23 protein-coding genes are annotated in these 17,497 nt (G+C 58.5%); 8 read left to right on the top strand and 15 right to left on the bottom strand.

The annotated features are described in order from the left end of the window. Positions 1–63 precede the first annotated feature (63 nt). From era to folK, 9 genes are all read right to left on the bottom strand, one after another. Complete coding sequence (gene era, locus Z947_RS0106535; protein WP_025043509.1) at positions 64–990, bottom strand: GTPase Era; 927 nt, start codon at positions 988–990, stop codon at positions 64–66. Continuing rightward, on the bottom strand, positions 987–1,673 hold the full coding sequence (gene rnc, locus Z947_RS0106530) for a ribonuclease III (protein ID WP_025043508.1): 687 nt from the start codon (positions 1,671–1,673) through the stop codon (positions 987–989). Before rnc ends, era begins: the two co-directional genes overlap by 4 nt. Further along, positions 1,670–2,506, bottom strand: coding sequence for a signal peptidase I (lepB, locus tag Z947_RS0106525; RefSeq protein ID WP_025043507.1), 837 nt, complete (start codon positions 2,504–2,506; stop codon positions 1,670–1,672). Before lepB ends, rnc begins: the two co-directional genes overlap by 4 nt. Before the next feature lie 91 nt (positions 2,507–2,597). Next, the gene (gene acpS / locus Z947_RS0106520) at positions 2,598–3,008 is read right to left on the bottom strand and encodes a holo-ACP synthase (RefSeq protein ID WP_025043506.1); all 411 of its coding nucleotides are present in this window, start codon (positions 3,006–3,008) and stop codon (positions 2,598–2,600) included. After that, complete coding sequence (locus Z947_RS0106515; RefSeq protein ID WP_025043505.1) at positions 3,008–3,769, bottom strand: pyridoxine 5'-phosphate synthase; 762 nt, start codon at positions 3,767–3,769, stop codon at positions 3,008–3,010. Before Z947_RS0106515 ends, acpS begins: the two co-directional genes overlap by 1 nt. An 11-nt stretch (positions 3,770–3,780) precedes the next feature. After that, a complete protein-coding gene (locus tag Z947_RS0106510) occupies positions 3,781–4,446 on the bottom strand; it encodes a DUF2062 domain-containing protein (RefSeq protein ID WP_025043504.1) in 666 nt (221 codons plus the stop codon). 57 nt (positions 4,447–4,503) lie between these two features. Further along, positions 4,504–6,645: a RelA/SpoT family protein gene (locus tag Z947_RS0106505; RefSeq protein WP_037938753.1), complete on the bottom strand. Its 2,142-nt coding sequence runs from the start codon at positions 6,643–6,645 to the stop codon at positions 4,504–4,506. A 36-nt stretch (positions 6,646–6,681) separates the two neighbouring features. Continuing rightward, a complete protein-coding gene (gene rpoZ / locus Z947_RS0106500) occupies positions 6,682–7,035 on the bottom strand; it encodes a DNA-directed RNA polymerase subunit omega (RefSeq protein WP_025043502.1) in 354 nt (117 codons plus the stop codon). Positions 7,036–7,112: 77 nt separating this feature from the next. Next, positions 7,113–7,733 (bottom strand): 2-amino-4-hydroxy-6-hydroxymethyldihydropteridine diphosphokinase, encoded by a 621-nt coding sequence (gene folK / locus Z947_RS0106495; protein ID WP_025043501.1) that lies wholly within the window; start codon positions 7,731–7,733, stop codon positions 7,113–7,115. Positions 7,734–7,885: 152 nt separating this feature from the next. Between folK and Z947_RS0106490 the strand changes: the two genes are divergently transcribed. Further along, entirely contained in the window at positions 7,886–8,449 is a 564-nt protein-coding gene (locus Z947_RS0106490; RefSeq protein ID WP_025043500.1) for a LabA-like NYN domain-containing protein, read from the top strand. Between the two features lie 89 nt (positions 8,450–8,538). Here the strand turns inward: Z947_RS0106490 and Z947_RS21455 are convergent, their stop codons facing one another. After that, complete coding sequence (locus Z947_RS21455) at positions 8,539–9,465, bottom strand: response regulator (protein ID WP_025043499.1); 927 nt, start codon at positions 9,463–9,465, stop codon at positions 8,539–8,541. A gap of 262 nt (positions 9,466–9,727) precedes the next feature. On the opposite strand from Z947_RS21455, the gene ispH reads away from it, so the two are divergent. The 6 genes from ispH to Z947_RS0106455 all read left to right on the top strand — a co-directional run bounded on the left by ispH (position 9,728) and on the right by Z947_RS0106455 (position 13,487). Further along, positions 9,728–10,678, top strand: a complete 951-nt coding sequence (gene ispH, locus Z947_RS0106480) for a 4-hydroxy-3-methylbut-2-enyl diphosphate reductase (protein WP_025043498.1) — start codon at positions 9,728–9,730, stop codon at positions 10,676–10,678. Between the two features lie 75 nt (positions 10,679–10,753). Beyond that, positions 10,754–11,368, top strand: a complete 615-nt coding sequence (locus Z947_RS0106475) for a LysE family translocator (RefSeq protein ID WP_025043497.1) — start codon at positions 10,754–10,756, stop codon at positions 11,366–11,368. Between the two features lie 2 nt (positions 11,369–11,370). Then, entirely contained in the window at positions 11,371–11,832 is a 462-nt protein-coding gene (locus Z947_RS0106470) for a DUF3429 domain-containing protein (RefSeq protein ID WP_338057788.1), read from the top strand. Further along, complete coding sequence (locus Z947_RS0106465) at positions 11,829–12,422, top strand: class I SAM-dependent DNA methyltransferase (RefSeq protein ID WP_025043495.1); 594 nt, start codon at positions 11,829–11,831, stop codon at positions 12,420–12,422. The genes Z947_RS0106470 and Z947_RS0106465 overlap by 4 nt, the downstream gene beginning before the upstream one ends. Continuing rightward, the gene (gene rnhA, locus Z947_RS0106460) at positions 12,415–12,867 is read left to right on the top strand and encodes a ribonuclease HI (protein ID WP_025043494.1); all 453 of its coding nucleotides are present in this window, start codon (positions 12,415–12,417) and stop codon (positions 12,865–12,867) included. Before Z947_RS0106465 ends, rnhA begins: the two co-directional genes overlap by 8 nt. After that, complete coding sequence (locus tag Z947_RS0106455; RefSeq protein WP_025043493.1) at positions 12,864–13,487, top strand: trimeric intracellular cation channel family protein; 624 nt, start codon at positions 12,864–12,866, stop codon at positions 13,485–13,487. Before rnhA ends, Z947_RS0106455 begins: the two co-directional genes overlap by 4 nt. Before the next feature lie 41 nt (positions 13,488–13,528). Here the strand turns inward: Z947_RS0106455 and Z947_RS0106450 are convergent, their stop codons facing one another. The 5 genes from Z947_RS0106450 to def (Z947_RS0106430) are packed head-to-tail and all read right to left on the bottom strand — an operon-like array spanning position 13,529 to position 16,223. Further along, positions 13,529–13,765 carry a hypothetical protein gene (locus Z947_RS0106450; protein ID WP_025043492.1) on the bottom strand — a complete coding sequence of 79 codons (237 nt, stop codon included), beginning with the start codon at positions 13,763–13,765 and terminating at the stop codon, positions 13,529–13,531. A 4-nt stretch (positions 13,766–13,769) separates the two neighbouring features. Further along, positions 13,770–14,684, bottom strand: a complete 915-nt coding sequence (gene fmt, locus Z947_RS0106445) for a methionyl-tRNA formyltransferase (protein ID WP_025043491.1) — start codon at positions 14,682–14,684, stop codon at positions 13,770–13,772. A gap of 32 nt (positions 14,685–14,716) precedes the next feature. Next, the gene (gene def / locus Z947_RS0106440; protein ID WP_025043490.1) at positions 14,717–15,214 is read right to left on the bottom strand and encodes a peptide deformylase; all 498 of its coding nucleotides are present in this window, start codon (positions 15,212–15,214) and stop codon (positions 14,717–14,719) included. Next, complete coding sequence (gene def, locus Z947_RS0106435; RefSeq protein ID WP_025043489.1) at positions 15,211–15,708, bottom strand: peptide deformylase; 498 nt, start codon at positions 15,706–15,708, stop codon at positions 15,211–15,213. Before def (Z947_RS0106435) ends, def (Z947_RS0106440) begins: the two co-directional genes overlap by 4 nt. Then, positions 15,705–16,223, bottom strand: a complete 519-nt coding sequence (gene def / locus Z947_RS0106430) for a peptide deformylase (protein WP_025043488.1) — start codon at positions 16,221–16,223, stop codon at positions 15,705–15,707. The genes def (Z947_RS0106435) and def (Z947_RS0106430) overlap by 4 nt, the downstream gene beginning before the upstream one ends. A gap of 99 nt (positions 16,224–16,322) precedes the next feature. On the opposite strand from def (Z947_RS0106430), the gene Z947_RS0106425 reads away from it, so the two are divergent. Then, on the top strand, positions 16,323–17,492 hold the full coding sequence (locus tag Z947_RS0106425; protein ID WP_025043487.1) for a MalY/PatB family protein: 1,170 nt from the start codon (positions 16,323–16,325) through the stop codon (positions 17,490–17,492). Positions 17,493–17,497: the final 5 nt, after the last annotated feature.

Genomic DNA, 17,497 nt, shown 5'->3' with positions numbered 1-17,497 from the left:
GCGCTCCTCCCTTCATGTTGCCCCTAAACTTAACTCCGCGCCTACAGCGCACGCAGTGTCGGGTCAGGTATTGCCGTCTTTGAAATCAAGGCCCATTTCGGTATAGCGCTCGGCCTCTTCCAGCCAGTTCGCGCGCACCTTTACCTGCAAAAACAAATGGATACGTCGGCCCAAGAATTCTTCCAGTTCCTCGCGCGCCGCTTTGCCCACCGCTTTGATCGTCTCGCCCTTATTGCCCAGCACGATGCCTTTGTGACCATCTCGCACCACATAGACCAGTTGATCCACACGGGCTGAACCGTCAGGGCGTTCTTCCCAGTTTTCGGTTTCCACCGTCAACTGATAGGGCAATTCCTGATGCAGACGCAGGGTCAGTTTCTCGCGGGTCATCTCGGCCGCAATCATGCGCATTGGCAAATCCGCGATCTGGTCTTCGGGATAAAGCCACGGCCCTTCGGGCAGTTCATCCGCCAACCATTTGCGCAAGACATCCACGCCGTGTCCTTTTTCGGCAGAGATCATAAATGTCTCCGCGAAGGGATATAGCTCGTTCAGTTTCTGTGTCAGCCCCAACAACACCGGCGCTTCGACGCGGTCGATCTTGTTAATGGCCAATGCGACCTTGCGGCCCTGCCCCACTTCGGCGAGCCCCTCAAGGATACGTTCAACGCCCTCGGTTACACCGCGGTGCGCCTCTATCAGCAGCACCACCACATCAGCATCAGACGCCCCACCCCAAGCGGCGGCGACCATGGCGCGATCCAGACGGCGGCGCGGCTGGAACAAACCGGGAGTATCGACAAATACCAGCTGTGCATTGCCTTCCATCGCGACGCCGCGAATGCGGGCGCGGGTTGTCTGGACCTTATGGGTGACGATCGACACTTTTGCGCCGACCATGCGGTTCAACAGGGTGGATTTCCCTGCGTTGGGTTCGCCGATCAGGGCGATAAATCCGGCGCTTTGTCCTGTGGACTCGGGGCTGCTCATTTGCTGTTCTCCAGTTGCGCCAAAAGCGTCGTTGCGGCGGCCTGTTCGGCGCTGCGTTTTGAGGGGGCGGTGGCCTGTGCCTCGGCCCCGTTTTCAAGCCGTGCGGCAATGGTAAAGACCGGCGCATGATCGGGACCGGAACGGGCCACCTGAACGTATTTCGGCGGTGCCAGCTTGCGGGCCTGTGCCCATTCCTGAAGCGCGGTTTTTGCGTCGCGCGCGTCATCTTCGACAGTATCGATCCGGTCGCCCCAAAGCCGCAGCACAAGGGCGCGTGCTGCTTCGAAACCGGCATCCTGATAGACCGCTGCAATCACCGCCTCGATGGCGTCGCCCAACAGCGCCTGCTTGCGCCGCCCGCCGGAAATCATTTCCGAACGCCCCAGTTTCAGCACCTGTCCCAGATCAATTTCACGGGCCACATCGGCGCAGGTTTCCTTGCGGACAAGCGCGTTGAACCGTGGGGCCAGCTGCCCTTCGGAGGCCTGTTTGTCAGAGCCTAGCAACGCCTCAGCCATCACCAGACCCAAAACACGATCGCCCAGAAATTCCAGCCGTTGGTTGTCGTCACGGTTGGCCGATGACATGGAGGCATGCGTTACCGCACGGACCAGCAGCGCGGGATCGGTGAATACGTGCCCGATACGCCCCTGAAAGGCCCGAAGATCGCTGCTTAGCTTCATTCAACCCCTTTGAAGAAACGGTCGCTGCGCCATGTCCAGAAGTACAACATCGACCGGCCAGCCGAGCTGAACATGATCCGGTCTGCGCGGCCAATCAGGTTCTCGTAAGGCACGAAGCCAACGCCGCCCACCTGTTGCGCCAGACGGCTGTCCGCAGAGTTGTCGCGGTTGTCACCCATAAAGAAATAGTGGCCTTCCGGCACTGTGTAGATGCCAGTGTTGTCAGACTGTTGATTGCCAATGTTCAGGATCGGATGGGACACGCCATTAGGTAAGGTTTCGATCTGGCGTGATTTTTCACATGGACCGCCCTCGCCGACAGGGCCGTTTTCACAGCGCGGGCGCAGACGTTGCGGACCTTGCGCTGTCATCACTTCCTCGAACACGCCAGCGTCCTCGACCTTGACCGGTTCGCCATTCAGATAGACCAGACCCAGTTTCACCTGAACCGTGTCACCGGGCAGACCAATCAAGCGTTTGATATAATCCCGCCCCGATACAGGATGGCGAAAGACCACAACGTCACCGCGTTCAGGCTCGCCGCCCCACAGGCGTGTGTTGTCGCCGTCAAAGCTGCCGCAGACATCGCGCGCGTCGACTTCAATGCCAAGATTGTGCAGCATCAGTGACGGACAGGAGGCGTAGGAATAGCCATAGGCCATTTTATTCACGAACAGGAAATCGCCGATCAGCAATGTCTCTTTCATCGACCCTGACGGGATCCAGAAAGGTTGGAAAAACAGAGTGCGGAACACACCTGCGATGACCAAGGCATAGACGATGGTTTTTACGGTTTCGACAAAGGCGTTGCCGGATTTTTCCTTGTCGGCCATGCGGCGTCCCTTTTATGCGATTTGAGGTTACATGAGGGTGAGCGGCGGCACTGTCAAGGTGACGGCGCAGCGGCGGCGCATTCGCGGCCGATTATTCGCCACCCGAACGCGGTCGCGCCTCGATCACGACAAAGGCCTGCGCCCAAGGGTGATCATCTGTCAGCGTTACGTGGATCACTGCGTCGTGGCCGGCGGGGGTCATGTTGGCAAGGCGTTCGGCGGCCCAACCGGTGACTTCCATCACCGGCTGGCCTGTTTTCAGGTTGCTGACGGCCATGTCGCGCCATGCGATTCCCATTCGCAACCCTGTGCCCAGCGCCTTGGAACAGGCTTCCTTCGCAGCCCAGCGTTTGGCGTAGGTGCCCGCGACATCACGACGCCGTTCCGCTTTGGCCTGTTCCACCGGCGTAAAGACGCGGTTTCGGAACCGGTCGCCAAAGCGGTCCAGCGTTCCCTGGATGCGTTCGATGTTCGCCAGATCAGTACCAATGCCAAGGATCATCAGCCGGCAGCACCCGCACGCGCGGCGTCCATCATTTCGCGCATTTCGCGGATCGCAGGTTCGAGGCCCAGAAAGATCGCCTCGCCAATCAGGAAATGTCCGATATTCAATTCCCGCACTTCCGGGAAAGCGGCGACCGGCGACACGGTGTCATAAGTCAGCCCGTGACCGGCATGCACCTCAAGCCCCAGTGAATGGGCAAAGGCGGACATCTCTTTGAGCTTCTTCAGCTCCTTTTCGGCGGCGGCCGCCTCCCCTTCGGCAAAGGCATCGCAATAGGCACCTGTGTGCAGCTCGATCACCTCGGCACCGATGCGGTTGGCGGCTTCGATCTGGCGCGCATCAGCCGCGATAAAGATCGAGACTCGGCTGCCCGCCTCGCGCAGGGGGGCGATAAAATGGGCCAGCTTGTTTTCTTCACGCGCAACTTCAAGCCCGCCTTCGGTGGTGCGTTCCTCGCGTTTTTCAGGCACGATGCACACCGCGTGCGGCTTGTGACGCAGGGCGATTTTCTGCATTTCATCAGTCGCGGCCATCTCGAAATTCAACGGCACGCTCAGGACATCCATCAACCCTTCGATGTCGGCGTCCGAGATGTGGCGGCGGTCTTCGCGCAAATGCGCGGTGATGCCGTCTGCCCCTGCGGCTTCGGCAATCTTGGCGGCCCGCAATGGGTCAGGATAGGCCCCGCCACGCGCGTTGCGTACGGTTGCGACATGGTCGATGTTGACGCCAAGGCGCAGTTTTTCGTTCAATCCCATCTTCGTATCTCCTAGTTGACCTCGTCCGCCTTGCGCTTTCCATCCGCTTTTACCGCGGCTTTGTGCTTGAGCGCTTCGAACTTGGCCTTAATCAACCCCCGTCGACGTTTTTGATACGCCCGAAGCAACGGAACCGCCAGATAATAAGCGATGGTCGCGCAGGTGATGCCGGGAATGATGGAACCGATCAGATAGGGATAGAAAACGTCGCGCGAAAAGATGGACAGGCCGGACCAGTCCATTTCAGCAGCGGTAAATATGGACACGAAATTGTGCCACAGATCGCTGCCTGCATCCCCGAATTTGCGGCTAAGGGCGCGCAGTTCGCCGTCTTGCAATTCCGTGCCCAACAACAGGTGACCGGTTTTCAACGAGGACAGGGCAATGAAAACAAATGTCACCGGATTGCCGACAAATGTCGCCATGAGGGCCGCAAGAATATTGCCCTTCATCATCCGCGCCAGCACCGCGGCCACAAAGAAGTGCAGCCCGAACAGCGGTGTAAAGGTAACAAAAACACCGGCCCATACCCCACGCGCGATCCGCTCGGGGCTGTCGGGCAGACGGCGCATGCGGTGTTTGACATAGTGAAAGGCACGCGCCCATCCGCCGCGGGGCCATAAAAACTCGGCCACCGCACGAAGCGTGGGTTTGGGATCGCGGCGTTTGAATATCAACTCAGCTGTCCTGCATCGGTCTTTCGTCTGCCCGTTCGGGCATGGGGTTCGAACGCGTCACCTGCCGGGCGATACAACGTCATTTTTGCGATATCTCGAAATCGCAGCGATGTCACTTTCCGCCTCAAGCGTTAGCATCAAAGAATGCAGATGCGCCACGTCTCTGAGTTCCAGATAGATCAGAAGACGGTAAAAGTCAGGTTTCCGTTCAAGGAATTCCAAATCCGAGATATTGGCAGAAGCCTCGCCGATCAAGGTACAGATCCGCCCTAAAACGCCGGCCCCGTTGCCCATCGTCAGGTCAATTACGGTGCCATAAACTGCCGGGTGATTCCCCTCGTGCCAGCGCAGATCAAGCCAGCGGTCCGGCTGGTCCTCGTATTCCGCCAGTTTTTCGCAATCAATGGTGTGGACGGTCACGCCCTCGCCCTTGAATCCGATGCCGATGATCCGTTCGCCGGGCAGCGGGGTACAACAGGGCGCGCGGTTAAAATTCTGTCCCGCCTCAAGGCCTACAACCGCACGGGCGGCATCAATTTCGCTGCCCTCCTTGGGGGCCAGATCGGCGTAAACAGATTGCACGACCTCGCGGCCGGTGATTTCGGAGCTGCCAAGGCGCGCGAGCAGATCATCCGCCCCGTCAAATCGCAGGCTTTTCGCCGCGGTGCGCAGCGCCTTGTCGGTTGCACGTTTGCCCACCTGCGCAAAAGCTGAACGCGCCAGTTCACGGCCCAGTTTGACGAACCTTGCGCGGTCTTCTTCGCGCAGGGACCGGCGAATGGCGGATTTGGCTTTGCCCGTGGTGGCGATGTCGAGCCATGTGACCTGCGGTGTCTGTCCCTGTGCGCGAATGATCTCGATCGACTGGCCATTCTTAACGCGCGTCCATAGTGGTACGCGCATCCCGTCGACCTTGGCTCCGACGCAGGAATTCCCGATTCGGGTGTGGATTGCATAGGCGAAATCAATCGGCGTCGCGCCGCGCGGCAATTTGACGACGTCCCCTTTGGGCGTAAAGCAGAACACCTGATCCGCATACATTTCCAGTTTGACCGCCTCGAGGAAATCCTCGTGGTTCACTTCGGCGTCAAATTGTTCGTTCAGCTGCGAAATCCATTTCACCGGATCCACGGCAAAGGGGTTTTTAGACCGCTTGCCGTCGCGATAGGACCAGTGGGCCGCAACGCCGGTTTCGGCGACGTCATGCATTTGGCGGGTTCTGATCTGGACCTCGACCCGCTTGCCATCGCGGCCGGAAACCGTGGTGTGGATCGACCGGTAGCCGTTTGATTTAGGCTGGCTGATGTAGTCCTTGAACCGGCCGGGCACGGCGCGCCAGCGGCCATGGATAACCCCAAGCGCGCGGTAGCAGTCCTCGTCACTCGCGGTCAGAATCCGAAAGCCGTAGATATCCGAGAGGCGCGAGAAACTCAGTTCCTTTTCCTGCATCTTGCGCCAGACCGAATAGGGTTTTTTGGCGCGGCCAAAGACCTCGGCCTCGATCTGGGCTTGCGCAAGTTCATGACGCATGTCGCCGGTAATCCGCTGGATCACATCGCCCGCTTCACGTTGCAACGTGATGAAACGACGGATGATGCTGGCGCGCCCTTCGGGGTTAAGGACCCGGAACGCGAGATCCTCGAGTTCTTCGCGCATCCATTGCATCCCCATGCGACCGGCGAGCGGCGCATAGATATCCATGGTTTCACGGGCTTTTTGCGCCTGTTTGTCAGGGCGCATCGCCTTGATCGTGCGCATATTGTGCAACCGGTCGGCCAGCTTGACCAAAATAACCCGCAAATCCTTGGACATTGCCATGAACAGTTTGCGAAAGTTCTCGGCCTGTTTGGTCTCGGTGGAATTGAGTTGCAGGTTAGTCAGCTTGGTCACACCGTCGACCAGTTCGGCCACTTCTGTGCTGAACAGCTTCTCGACGTCCTTGTAAGACGCAAGCGTGTCTTCGACGGTATCGTGCAGCAGGGCAGTGATCAGCGTGTCATCATCCAGTTGCTGTTCTGTCAGGATCGCGGCGACGGCAACTGGATGAGTGAAATAGGGTTCGCCGGAATGGCGAAACTGCCCCTCGTGCATCTTGGCACCATAGGCAAAAGCCGCACGTAAGCGCGGCTCGTTGGTCTTGGGATTATAGGCCCTGACAAGGGCAACCAGATCATCGGCAGTGATTTCGGTGGTGTCCATCAAACTGCCTCTTGACCCGCACGCAGCGGGCGGGGGTTAGCCCTGCCCTTGTGCTGCCATCAATTGCCGCAGCAGCATTTCTTCGGACATGCTGTCTTCTTCGGGCTTGTCTTGTTCGGCACCCATCAAAAGCGCCATTGCGTCTTCTTCAGGCTCATCAACCTCGATCTGGTTCTGGTTGCTTTCGATCAGGCGTTCACGCAGATCATCCGCCGACTGGGTTTCGTCCGCGATCTCGCGCAGGGATACAACCGGGTTCTTGTCATTGTCGCGGTCGACAGTAACAGCAGAACCGGCAGAGATTTCACGTGCGCGGTGGGCCGCCAGCATGACAAGCTCGAACCGGTTCGGAACTTTATCAACGCAATCTTCAACGGTAACGCGGGCCATGGAAGCCTCCAATATCTCAAGGGTCAGTCAGAAGTGGGGTATTTAGGCCGCTTTTGCCGGATTTACAAGCCGTTATTCTACGTCTCTGCGGGCAGCGGGCGTACTGCGGCAAGGTCGGCGGGATCCAGCGCATCGCGCATCTGAAGAACTGTTGTTCCCAGCACCGGATGGACCCAGTCAGGGGCGACATCAGCAAGCGGCACAAGGACAAAGGCACGTTCGTGAAGTCGCGGATGGGGCAGAATCAACTCCTGCGGAACCTGCTCCATTTGCTGTTCCAGCGCCAGGTTGCGCCAGCGGGCGTGGGTTTGCGGGTCGGGCAACACCTGATCCCCTGCCGCAATCAGATCGAGGTCAAGTGTGCGCTGCCCCCAACGCACGGCGCGGCTGCGGCCCAGCTCTTCTTCTATATCGTGACAGATCGACAGCGCCTGCGCCGCTGTCCAGGGCGCGCTGATTCTGGCGGCAGCATTAACATAATCAGGACCATTGCCCGCTGGAAATGCAGGTGTACTATAAAAAGCACTTATTGCGCGAATCACAGCGCCACGTATTTTTAGCAGTTCCAGCGCCGCCCGGAGGGTAATTTCAGGCGCTCCAACGTTTGACTTCAGGTTAGCACCAAGCGCCAAAAGCAATGAAGAAGGGGGGTTGAGCGAACTATCGCTTCTTTCCCCGTGATCTTGGGCTTGCGGCATGGTCAAAAATCCTTAGGTAGGCGGCCCGGAGTTGTTGGGCAGTATTTCAAGTTCGGCGCTACTCGTTTTCAAGCGCATGACGATATTTCGTTCTGACACGAGTGTTACGTGATAGTTCAGAGTTTGGCGACGTCGTCGCCGGAAGGGCACAAATGTTTTATAAAGACGAGCGACTGGCACTCTTTATTGATGGATCGAACCTCTATGCGGCTGCAAAGACGCTGGGCTTTGATATCGACTATAAATTGCTGCGCCATGAGTTCATGCGCCGTGGCAAATTGCTGCGCGCGTTCTACTATACCGCTCTGTTGGAGAATGACGAATATTCGCCGATCCGCCCCTTGGTGGACTGGCTGAACTACAACGGATTCTCGATGGTGACCAAGCCAGCCAAAGAATACACCGACAGCATGGGCCGCCGTAAGGTCAAAGGGAATATGGACATCGAACTTGCGGTCGATGCGATGGAACTGGCCCCGCATGTGGATCACATCGTGATTTTCTCGGGCGACGGCGATTTCCGGCCCTTGGTCGAAAGCCTGCAACGTCAAGGCGTGCGCGTGTCTTGCGTGTCTACGATTCGCAGCCAGCCGCCGATGATCTCCGATGATCTGCGCCGTCAGGTCGATAACTTTATCGAGCTTGAAGATCTGAAAGACGTGATCGGCCGCCCGCCGCGCGACAATGATTTTGCCCCGCGGCCGGAGCAAACGTAAAATCGACACACAATCACCGCGCCAATGCTAAGCTGCACTGGCGCGGTATTTGACAGATTGCGCAGGCGGGGTTCCTGCCCGCTTGCCTCCTAACCTAGACGCAGACGTTCTTGTGCGACGTGTATGATGCGCAACGGATCAGACCCGCAAGGCACGTCAGATGCCCGCGCAAAAGCAGTGCGACATGCCGTTGCCCCGTCCTGAGGTCCAAAGATCTTCTTGTCCGTTCGACGCGCTGCTTTCTGCACCAATGCGTCCATATTCTCGACATCGCTGCTATCGAAGGCAAAGGACAGCGCCATGAACTGGCCGTCCCCCCGATAGGTAACAATCGCCTGTGTTGACGAGAACGCACGGCTCAGCTGCTTTGCCATTACTGCGGGGTATTTCGCCCGCTTTTCTTCACTTAGGCTGCATAGCCGGTTGTTAAACCCGTCCACCTCGATCATCAAAACGCGCAAATCCGATCCCACTTCTTCACGGATACGCAGAAGACAGTTTTCAAAGGCGTCCTCAAGGATCAGGCCACTATGCCCGACCGCTTCGAATTCACGCGGGCGTTTCAGCGCGATCTGACGTTTTGCCGGAATTTCCAGCTGCGCCGGTGCCTGATCTGGCCGCGCGTAAAAGCGCCTGGTTTCTGATAGCCTGAGCTCCGCGGCATGCAGTCTGGTTTCAAGCTCATAAAGCTCGAATGGCTTTGAGACATAATCCCAAGCGCCCGCAACGAATGCTTCTGCAATCCAGTTGCGATCCAACATCGCGGTCAACATGATAATCGGGGTGAAAAGATAGTCGTCGATCGAACGTACCTGCGGGATCAACTCAATTCCCGTCATTCCAGGCATCTGAATGTCCAACAGGATACAATCAAATGGCGTTCGTGTGTTTTCTATTTTTTTGAGCGCTTCTGCACCAGAGGTAACATATTCGACATCGTCATATCCAATCGAGCTGAGGAAAACCTCGAGCAACTCAAGGATCACGCTGTCGTCGTCTACTGCTAGTAGTCGCATTGCTTGTACTTTCTGCTCGTTTCGACCAACGGCAATGCTGCGGAATGTGTAAATCTCGGCTTAAAATTGCAGCAATACACAGTTGATCGGTTAGTCACTGTCTTGGATTTTTCGGCCCCTCCCTGTGAGATGTTAATACTGTAGACAGAATCCACTAAATCACCAACCCTTAGTTGAATGCGCCGTGTATCGGCCTTCCGGTCGCAAGGCTGGACCTGCAAGCTGCAAGCGATTAGGTCTAGCGCAGATGAAGGAACACGCCATGACTAAGCCGCCACTGACCCTATATCTTGCTGCACCGCGCGGGTTTTGCGCGGGCGTGGACCGCGCGATCAAGATCGTTGAAATGGCCTTGGAAAAGTGGGGCGCACCGGTGTTTGTGCGCCACGAGATCGTACACAATAAATTCGTGGTCGACGGGCTGCGCGACAAGGGCGCGGTGTTTGTCGAAGAACTCGACGAATGCCCCGACGACCGGCCGGTCATCTTTTCCGCCCACGGTGTGCCCAAATCTGTCCCATCCGCCGCAGCCGCGCGGCAGATGGTCTATGTCGATGCCACCTGCCCCCTGGTTAGCAAGGTGCATATCGAAGCGCAGCGCCATGCCGACGCCGGATTGCAGATGATCATGATCGGCCATGCGGGCCACCCTGAAACCGTGGGTACAATGGGACAGCTGCCGGAGGGCGAGGTTCTGTTGGTCGAGACCCCCGAAGACGTGGCCGAAGTCACGGTGCGCGATCCGGCAAAGCTGGCCTATGTCACCCAGACCACCCTGAGCGTGGATGACACCGCAGAGATTGTCGCCGCCCTGAACGCAAGGTTTCCCGAAATTGTCGGCCCGCATAAGGAAGACATCTGTTACGCCACCACCAACCGGCAGGAAGCGGTCAAGGCGATGGCCCCCAAATGCGACGCCATGCTGGTGGTGGGGGCACCGAACTCCAGCAACTCCAAACGTCTGGTCGAAGTGGGCGCGCGCGCGGGCTGTAAATACGCGCAACTGGTGCAACGCGCCGACGACATCGACTGGCGCAGTCTTGAAGGCATCCGCAGCATTGGCATCACCGCCGGTGCATCCGCCCCCGAAGTGCTGATCAACGAAGTCATCGCCGCCTTTGACGCAAAATATGCTGTGACGCAGGAACTGGTGGAAACAGCGCAGGAAAACGTCGAGTTTAAAGTGCCGCGCGTGCTGCGCGAACCGGCTTGACCCGGAACTCCCCGCTTTACCTGTAAACCGGTGCCGCCTAGGCTTGGCCGCATCATTTCGCGAAAAGGGCACCCTATGATTTCAGTACAGTTTCTGCTGACCGCGCTGGTCGTTGTCATCATCCCCGGCACCGGCGTGATCTATACGCTGGCACTTGGCTTGGGTCAGGGACGACGCGCCGCATTCTGGGCCGCTTTGGGCTGCACCATCGGGATCATCCCGCATCTGGCCGCTGCAACGCTGGGGCTTGCGGCCGTCCTGCACACATCCGCGGTTCTGTTCACCTTGGTGAAATTCGCCGGCGTGGCCTATCTGCTTTATCTCGCATGGCAAAGCCTGCGCTCGGGCGGTGCCCTTGCCGTATCCGCCCGTCAAAGCGGCGACAGCGGGCTGGTGATTGCGCGACGCGGGGCCCTGATCAATATCCTTAACCCGAAACTATCCGTGTTCTTTCTTGCCCTGCTGCCCCCCTTCCTGAGTGGCGTGGCAGAAAGCGCAACCTTGGAAATGGCGCTGCTGGGGGCCGTGTTCATGGCAATGACCTTTGCGGTCTTCATCCTTTATGGCTGGTTTGCAGCGACCGCGCGGGCCTGGCTGTTGGGGTCTGAAACCGTCATGCGCTGGTTGAACCGTTCGTTCGCGGCGATCTTTGCCGCGCTTGCCGGTCGCCTTGCGCTGGAGCGGGCGTAACCATGCAGATGATTGGCCGTATCCCTGCCGCCGCGCTCTTGCTGGGGCTTGCCGGACTGATCCCGTTTATCTGGGCTGCTTTGCTGGTTCTTGATCTGTTTGCCGTCCCCGACTGGCCAATCCCGCAAGTCCTGCTGGGCGAGGGCCGTCTGATCATGATCCGCTACGGCGGGATCATTCTGCCCTTCATGTCCGGTGTTTTGTTCGGCTTTGCCACCAACGCGCGCGGCGTGCAAAGTGTTGCCGCTTATGCCCTTTCCGTGCTGCCGGCCTTGTGGTGGTTTTTCATGCCCGGCAGTGGCATGACATCGGCGTTGACCAATCTTGCTACCGGTTTTATCGGCCTGTTGCTGCTGGATTATGCGTTTTTCCGCTGGGGCCTGACCCCGAGCTGGTGGATCGCCCTGCGGGTCCAGTTGACCGTGGTTGTCGTGCTCTGCCTGTGTGTCGGAATATTCTTGTGAGTGATGACGAAACCCTCAAGACCTACGCAGCCAAGGCCGACACCTATGCCGAACTGGTCAGTGCCTCTGTTGAAAAGGACGCGATGCTGCCGGCCTTTCTGGCCGCCTTGCCGGCCAAGTCGCATGTGTTGGATCTGGGCTGCGGTCCGGGGCATTTTGCAGCCGCTATTGCCGCTAACGGGCACCGCGTGACCGCCACCGATGCGGTTCAGGAAATGGTTGATCTGGCCTCCCAGCATGACGGTGTCACGGCCCGGCTTGCCCGCTTTGACCAGATCAGCGGCTCGAATATCTATGACGGCATCTGGGCTAACTTCAGCCTGCTACATGCCGCGCGCGACGACATGCCGACCCATCTGGCGGCCTTGCACCGTGCGTTGAAACCACAGAGCCTCTTTCACATCGCGCTGAAATCCGGCACAGGCAGCAAACGCGATGGCCTTGGCCGTCTATATACCTACTACACCGAAGAGGAATTAACCGAGTTGTTGATGCAAGCAGGATTCACCGTGACCGGCACAGACCGTGGCAGTGACACAGGGTTGGACGGCGTGCGCGCCGACTGGATCGCGGTGGCCGCCCATGGCTAAACTATATGCCTATACAGACGGGGCCTGCTCGGGCAATCCCGGGCCCGGCGGCTGGGGTGCCTTGATGCAGGCCAAAGAGGGCGACACCGTTGTCAAAGAACGGGAACTCAAGGGCGGCGAGGCGCAGACCACGAACAACCGGATGGAACTTCTGGCAGCGATCCATGCGCTTGAGACACTGGAGCGCGACACCGAAATCACCATCGTGACCGATAGCAATTATGTCAAAAATGGCATTACGTCGTGGATTTTCGGCTGGAAGAAAAACGGCTGGAAAAATGCCGCGAAAAAGCCGGTGAAAAACGTCGAACTCTGGCAGCGGCTGGATGCGGCGAACGCGCGCCACCGTGTGACATGGGAATGGGTCAAAGGCCACGCAGGGCATCCCGAAAACGAACGCGCTGATGAACTGGCCCGTGCTGGCATGGCCCCGTTCAAACCATGACACTGGTCACGCTTCTGGACTATACCTCGGTGCTGGTCTTTGCGGTGACCGGTGCATTGGTCGCCAGTCGCGCCCAGCTTGATCTGGTCGGCTTTGCCTTCATCGCTTGCCTCACAGCTTTGGGTGGGGGGACAATCCGCGACCTGCTGTTAGACCGCAATCCTATTTTCTGGATCGCCAACCCCACCTATCTGGGCGTCGCTGCCAGCGCGGCTTTGGTCATCTTTTTCACAGCCCATATCTTTGAAAGCCGCCTGCGCACATTAATCTGGCTTGATAGTTTCGCGTTGGCCTTTGCGGTTGCGGCAGGGGCCGGTGTGGCGCTTGGCCTTGGCCATTCGCCCACAATCGTGGTCCTGATGGGCATGATCACCGGCTGCATGGGGGGCCTGATGCGCGATGTGGTCGTGGGCGAAGTGCCCTTGGTGCTGAAACAGGGTGAACTTTACATCACCGCCGCCTTCGCCGGTGCTGCGACCGCCAGCATCGCCAAGATGTACCTCATCGAAACGCCGCTGGCCCTGCTGGCCTGCGCCTGTGTTACATGGGTGTTGCGGGCCGGTTCGCTTACCTTCGGCTGGCATTTGCCGGTTTACAAAAGCACCCCGCCCAAGTCCTGAACGCGCGGTGCGACTTCATCTTGCCCTGAACTTCAGCCCGGTCATTTGCGCCAATGAAACGGCACAATGACCAACGCCCCGATCGAGGAAACGATGGCATTCATCCCCGGCGATGAAAATCCGAACCCGAACATGATGCGCACGAAATAGAACAGGAATGCACCGCCGACACAAATGATGATCGACTGAAGGTATCCGTTATGCGTCCAGCCGGTTTTCTCGGCGGCATATCCGATGATGCCCGCAATTACGACGGTTCCGAAAAGGACCAGAAACATGGCGTCATTCTCCGTTCAACAAGGTACCGGCAGGGATCTGCGCGCCGCTTTGAAAACTGGCCACATCCTGCGCCGCCTTGCCCGCCCGTTGCAAGCGGGTCAATTGAACCGCCCCTGTGCCGCAAGCTACGCGCAAACCGGAATCCAATACTTCACCCGCCTGCCCCGTCCCTTCGGCCAGCGATGAGCCCAGCGCCTTGACCCGTGTGCCGCCTTGTTCAAACCAAGCCCCCGGAAAGGGCGAAAGGCCCCGGATCAGACGGTCAATCTCGACCGCAGGGCGGGTCCAGTCGATCCGCGCCTCCGCCTTGTCGATCTTGGCGGCATAGGTGACGCCCTCTTCCGGTTGGGGGTCCGCGTTCAGTGCCGCAAGGTTGCCCAGCGCTGTGACAATCGCCTGCGCCCCCATTTCGCTTAACCGGTCATGCAGTTGCGCCGTTGTTTCGACCTCACCAATCGCCGTTTCGCGACGCAGCAGCACCGGACCTGTGTCCAGACCTGCCTCCATCTGCATGATGCACACACCGGTCGTGGCATCACCGGCCATAATCGCGCGGTGGATCGGTGCCGCGCCGCGCCAACGGGGCAGCAGGCTGGCATGTATGTTCAAACACCCCTTGGCCGGCGCATCCAGAATGGCCTGTGGCAGGATCAGCCCATAGGCCACAACGACCGCGATATCGGCGTTTAATGCGGCAAAATCCGCCTTTGCCTCATCAGACTTCAAGGACACCGGATGGCGCACTTCAAGGCCCAGCGCATCCGCGCGGGCGTGCACAGGCGTCGGGCGGTCCTTTTTGCCGCGTCCCGCAGGGCGCGGGGGCTGGCAATACACCGCTGCAATCTCGTGGCCTGCATCGACCAAAGCATCCAGCACAGGCACAGAGAATTCCGGCGTTCCCATGAAAATGATACGCATATCTACCTCCTGTTCAGGGCCAGATGCCCTGTTTATCCTTTAAGTTTCTGCGCCTTGCGCAGCAGCATGTCGCGCTTTGTCTTGCTGAGCCGGTCGAAATACATCCGCCCCGCAAGATGGTCGATCTGGTGCTGCACGCTGGTGGCTTCCAGCCCGACAAATTCACCGCGCGCAATCACCCCGTCCGCATTGAGGTATCGCACGGACACAGCGCGCGGGCGCGTGATCTTGGCCGAGACACCGGGCAGACAGGGGCTCGCTTCTTCGTATTCGTTCGGCTTGGCGGAGGATTCGATCACTTGCGGGTTGGCCATCAGAATGCGTTTCTTGCGATCCGCAGAGGCGTCGACCACGGCAAGTTGCAACATCACGCCGATTTGCGGCGCGCCAAGACCCACACCCGGCATGGCGTCCATTGTGTCAACCATATCCTGCCAGATCGCGCGCACCTCGTCGGTGATCTCGTGCACTTCATCGGCTCTGGTGCGCAGACGTTTATCGGGCCATTGCAGAATTTTTCGAACTGTCATTGTGCGTTATACTCCGCAATCAGGGCCGTGCGGTCATCAGCCGGCAGATGGTCAAAGGTGACCACCCCGTCCAGATGATCCAGCTCGTGTTGCACGCAAGCGGCAGCAAAGCCATCAAAGCTTTGGACGTAGCGCCCGCCGTTGAGACCGGTCCAGACCATTTGCACCTGTGCGGGCCGGTTCACGGATGCTGTCACCCCCGGGATGCTCAGGCAGCCCTCGTCATTGACCTGCCGCTCTTCACCGATTTCCTGCAACATCGGGTTGATACAAACCAAGGGATCCGATTTGCCCTCTTTCCAGCCCGCATCCATCACAAATATCCGCTGCATCACGCCGACCTGCGGCGCGGCCAGTCCGCGACCGGGTGCGGCGTACATGGTTTCAAGCATGTCGGCGGCCAGTGTTTCGATCTCTGGCGTGATCTCTTGCACCGGCACAGCCGTTTCGACCAATCGCGGGTCGGGCCAAAGCAGGATCGGCAGGATGCTCATCCGCGCGCCAGTTCGCGTTTCAGTTTCACCATCTTGCGGGTCATCATCTGACGCTTCAGCGGCTTGAGGTAATCGATGAACAGCTTGCCATCCAGATGGTCGATCTCATGTTGCACACAGGTCGCCCAGAGGCCGTCAAAGGTTTCGCTTTGCGGATTGCCGTCGCGGTCCATCCATTCGACATCCACCACCTTTGGGCGGGTCACATCCGCATAAAGATCCGGCAGCGACAAACACCCCTCTTCATAGGTGTTTTCCTCGTCCGATCCGGCAAGGATACGTGGGTTGAACATCACCATCGGGCGCGGTTTTTCGCCGTCATCCTTGACGCAATCCAATACGATAACGCGGTCCAGCACGCCAACCTGTGGCGCGGCCAGCCCGATGCCGGGGGCCTCGTACATGGTGCGCAACATATCATCCGCCAAGATGCGTAAATCATCGCTGATGTCAGCAACGGGTTTGGCCAGTTTCTTAAGGCGCGGGTCGGGGTGCAATAGGATAGAGCGTTTCATGTCGATCATGTAGGCGATGGGCCCCGTCACTGCAAGCAAGGGGTTGCAGCCCGCGACCAAGGCGCTAGCGTGCGGCCAGACCAACAGGAGCATTCCCCCATGAGTTTTGACGAAATTATCGACCGCCGCGATACCCATTGTGCCAAGTGGGACAAGATGGAGGCACTTTATGGTGTGCCGCGTGATGAGGGGATCGCGATGTGGGTGGCCGATATGGATTTTCGCCCGCCGCAGGTGGTGCAACAGGCCGTGCGCGATATGACGGATCACGGCATTTACGGTTACTTCGGGGACGACAGCAAATATCTGAACGCCATCCAGTGGTGGATGAAAACGCGCCATAACTGGGAGATCGACCCGTCGTGGATTTTCACGACCCACGGTCTGGTGAATGGCACAGCGATGTGTGTCGACGCCTATACCAATGCCGGTGACGGTGTGGTTCTGTTTACGCCGGTTTATCACGCCTTTGCCAAGGTCATTAACGCCGCAGGTCGCAAGGTGGTCGAATGTGAACTCGCCATGACTGACGGCCGCTACGAGATGGATTTCGACGCATGGGATGCGCAGATGACCGGCGCTGAAAAAATGGTAATCCTGTGTTCACCACATAACCCCGGTGGTCGGGTCTGGACCCGCGAGGAGCTGCAAGGCGTCGCTGATTTTGCCAAACGGCACGATCTGGTGTTGGTCTCCGATGAAATCCACCATGATCTGGTGATGCCCGGAAACACCCACATTCCCATGGCGCATATCGAGGGGATCAAGGACCGGCTGGTGATGATGACCGCCACCACCAAGACGTTCAACATCGCGGGCAGCCATTCAGGCAATGTAATCATCGAAGACCCTGATTTGCGCGCAAAATTTGGTGCACGGATGATGGCGCTGGGGTTGTCGGCCAATTCGTTCGGGTTGTTTATGGCGACGGCAGCCTATTCGCCCGAAGGGGCGGCATGGGTGGATGATCTGGTCGCCTATCTGGATGGCAACCGGCAAGTGTTTGACAAGGCCGTCAACGCCATTCCTGGCCTGAAATCGATGAAACTTGAAGCCACCTATCTGGCGTGGGTAGATTTTGCGGGCACCGGTATGACGCGGGACGAATTCACGCGACGCGTTCAGGAAGATGCCAAGATTGCGGTGAACCACGGCCCGACGTTTGGCAAAGGCGGCGACAGCTTTTTGCGGTTCAACATCGCCACCCCGCGCGCGCAGGTTCAAGAAGCCTGCGCACGGTTGGCCAAAGCGTTCGGCGATCTGCAATAAACGCA

It is taken from the genome of Sulfitobacter geojensis, assembly GCF_000622325.1.
Classification (GTDB): Bacteria; Pseudomonadota; Alphaproteobacteria; order Rhodobacterales; family Rhodobacteraceae; genus Sulfitobacter; species Sulfitobacter geojensis.
The sequence above is the reverse complement of the archived record's forward strand: the minus strand, read 5'-3'. Positions and strand labels throughout refer to the sequence as shown.

Bases quoted from the DNA above. Each gene is read 5' to 3' on its own strand.
- Z947_RS21455 (WP_025043499.1), bottom strand. From the start codon at position 9,465: ATGCGACTACTAGCAGTAGACGACGACAGCGTGATCCTTGAGTTGCTC.
- rnc (WP_025043508.1), bottom strand. From the start codon at position 1,673: ATGAAGCTAAGCAGCGATCTTCGGGCCTTTCAGGGGCGTATCGGGCAC.
- ispH (WP_025043498.1), top strand. From the start codon at position 9,728: ATGACTAAGCCGCCACTGACCCTATATCTTGCTGCACCGCGCGGGTTT.
- Z947_RS0106455 (WP_025043493.1), top strand. From the start codon at position 12,864: ATGACACTGGTCACGCTTCTGGACTATACCTCGGTGCTGGTCTTTGCG.
- Z947_RS0106470 (WP_338057788.1), top strand. From the start codon at position 11,371: ATGCAGATGATTGGCCGTATCCCTGCCGCCGCGCTCTTGCTGGGGCTT.
- def (WP_025043490.1), bottom strand. From the start codon at position 15,214: ATGACAGTTCGAAAAATTCTGCAATGGCCCGATAAACGTCTGCGCACC.
- Z947_RS0106475 (WP_025043497.1), top strand. From the start codon at position 10,754: ATGATTTCAGTACAGTTTCTGCTGACCGCGCTGGTCGTTGTCATCATC.
- Z947_RS0106450 (WP_025043492.1), bottom strand. From the start codon at position 13,765: ATGTTTCTGGTCCTTTTCGGAACCGTCGTAATTGCGGGCATCATCGGA.
- rnhA (WP_025043494.1), top strand. From the start codon at position 12,415: ATGGCTAAACTATATGCCTATACAGACGGGGCCTGCTCGGGCAATCCC.
- rpoZ (WP_025043502.1), bottom strand. From the start codon at position 7,035: ATGGCCCGCGTTACCGTTGAAGATTGCGTTGATAAAGTTCCGAACCGG.
- fmt (WP_025043491.1), bottom strand. From the start codon at position 14,684: ATGCGTATCATTTTCATGGGAACGCCGGAATTCTCTGTGCCTGTGCTG.
- Z947_RS0106505 (WP_037938753.1), bottom strand. From the start codon at position 6,645: ATGGACACCACCGAAATCACTGCCGATGATCTGGTTGCCCTTGTCAGG.
- lepB (WP_025043507.1), bottom strand. From the start codon at position 2,506: ATGGCCGACAAGGAAAAATCCGGCAACGCCTTTGTCGAAACCGTAAAA.
- Z947_RS0106425 (WP_025043487.1), top strand. From the start codon at position 16,323: ATGAGTTTTGACGAAATTATCGACCGCCGCGATACCCATTGTGCCAAG.
- era (WP_025043509.1), bottom strand. From the start codon at position 990: ATGAGCAGCCCCGAGTCCACAGGACAAAGCGCCGGATTTATCGCCCTG.
- Z947_RS0106490 (WP_025043500.1), top strand. From the start codon at position 7,886: ATGTTTTATAAAGACGAGCGACTGGCACTCTTTATTGATGGATCGAAC.
- folK (WP_025043501.1), bottom strand. From the start codon at position 7,733: ATGCCGCAAGCCCAAGATCACGGGGAAAGAAGCGATAGTTCGCTCAAC.
- Z947_RS0106515 (WP_025043505.1), bottom strand. From the start codon at position 3,769: ATGGGATTGAACGAAAAACTGCGCCTTGGCGTCAACATCGACCATGTC.
- def (WP_025043489.1), bottom strand. From the start codon at position 15,708: ATGAGCATCCTGCCGATCCTGCTTTGGCCCGACCCGCGATTGGTCGAA.
- def (WP_025043488.1), bottom strand. From the start codon at position 16,223: ATGAAACGCTCTATCCTATTGCACCCCGACCCGCGCCTTAAGAAACTG.
- acpS (WP_025043506.1), bottom strand. From the start codon at position 3,008: ATGATCCTTGGCATTGGTACTGATCTGGCGAACATCGAACGCATCCAG.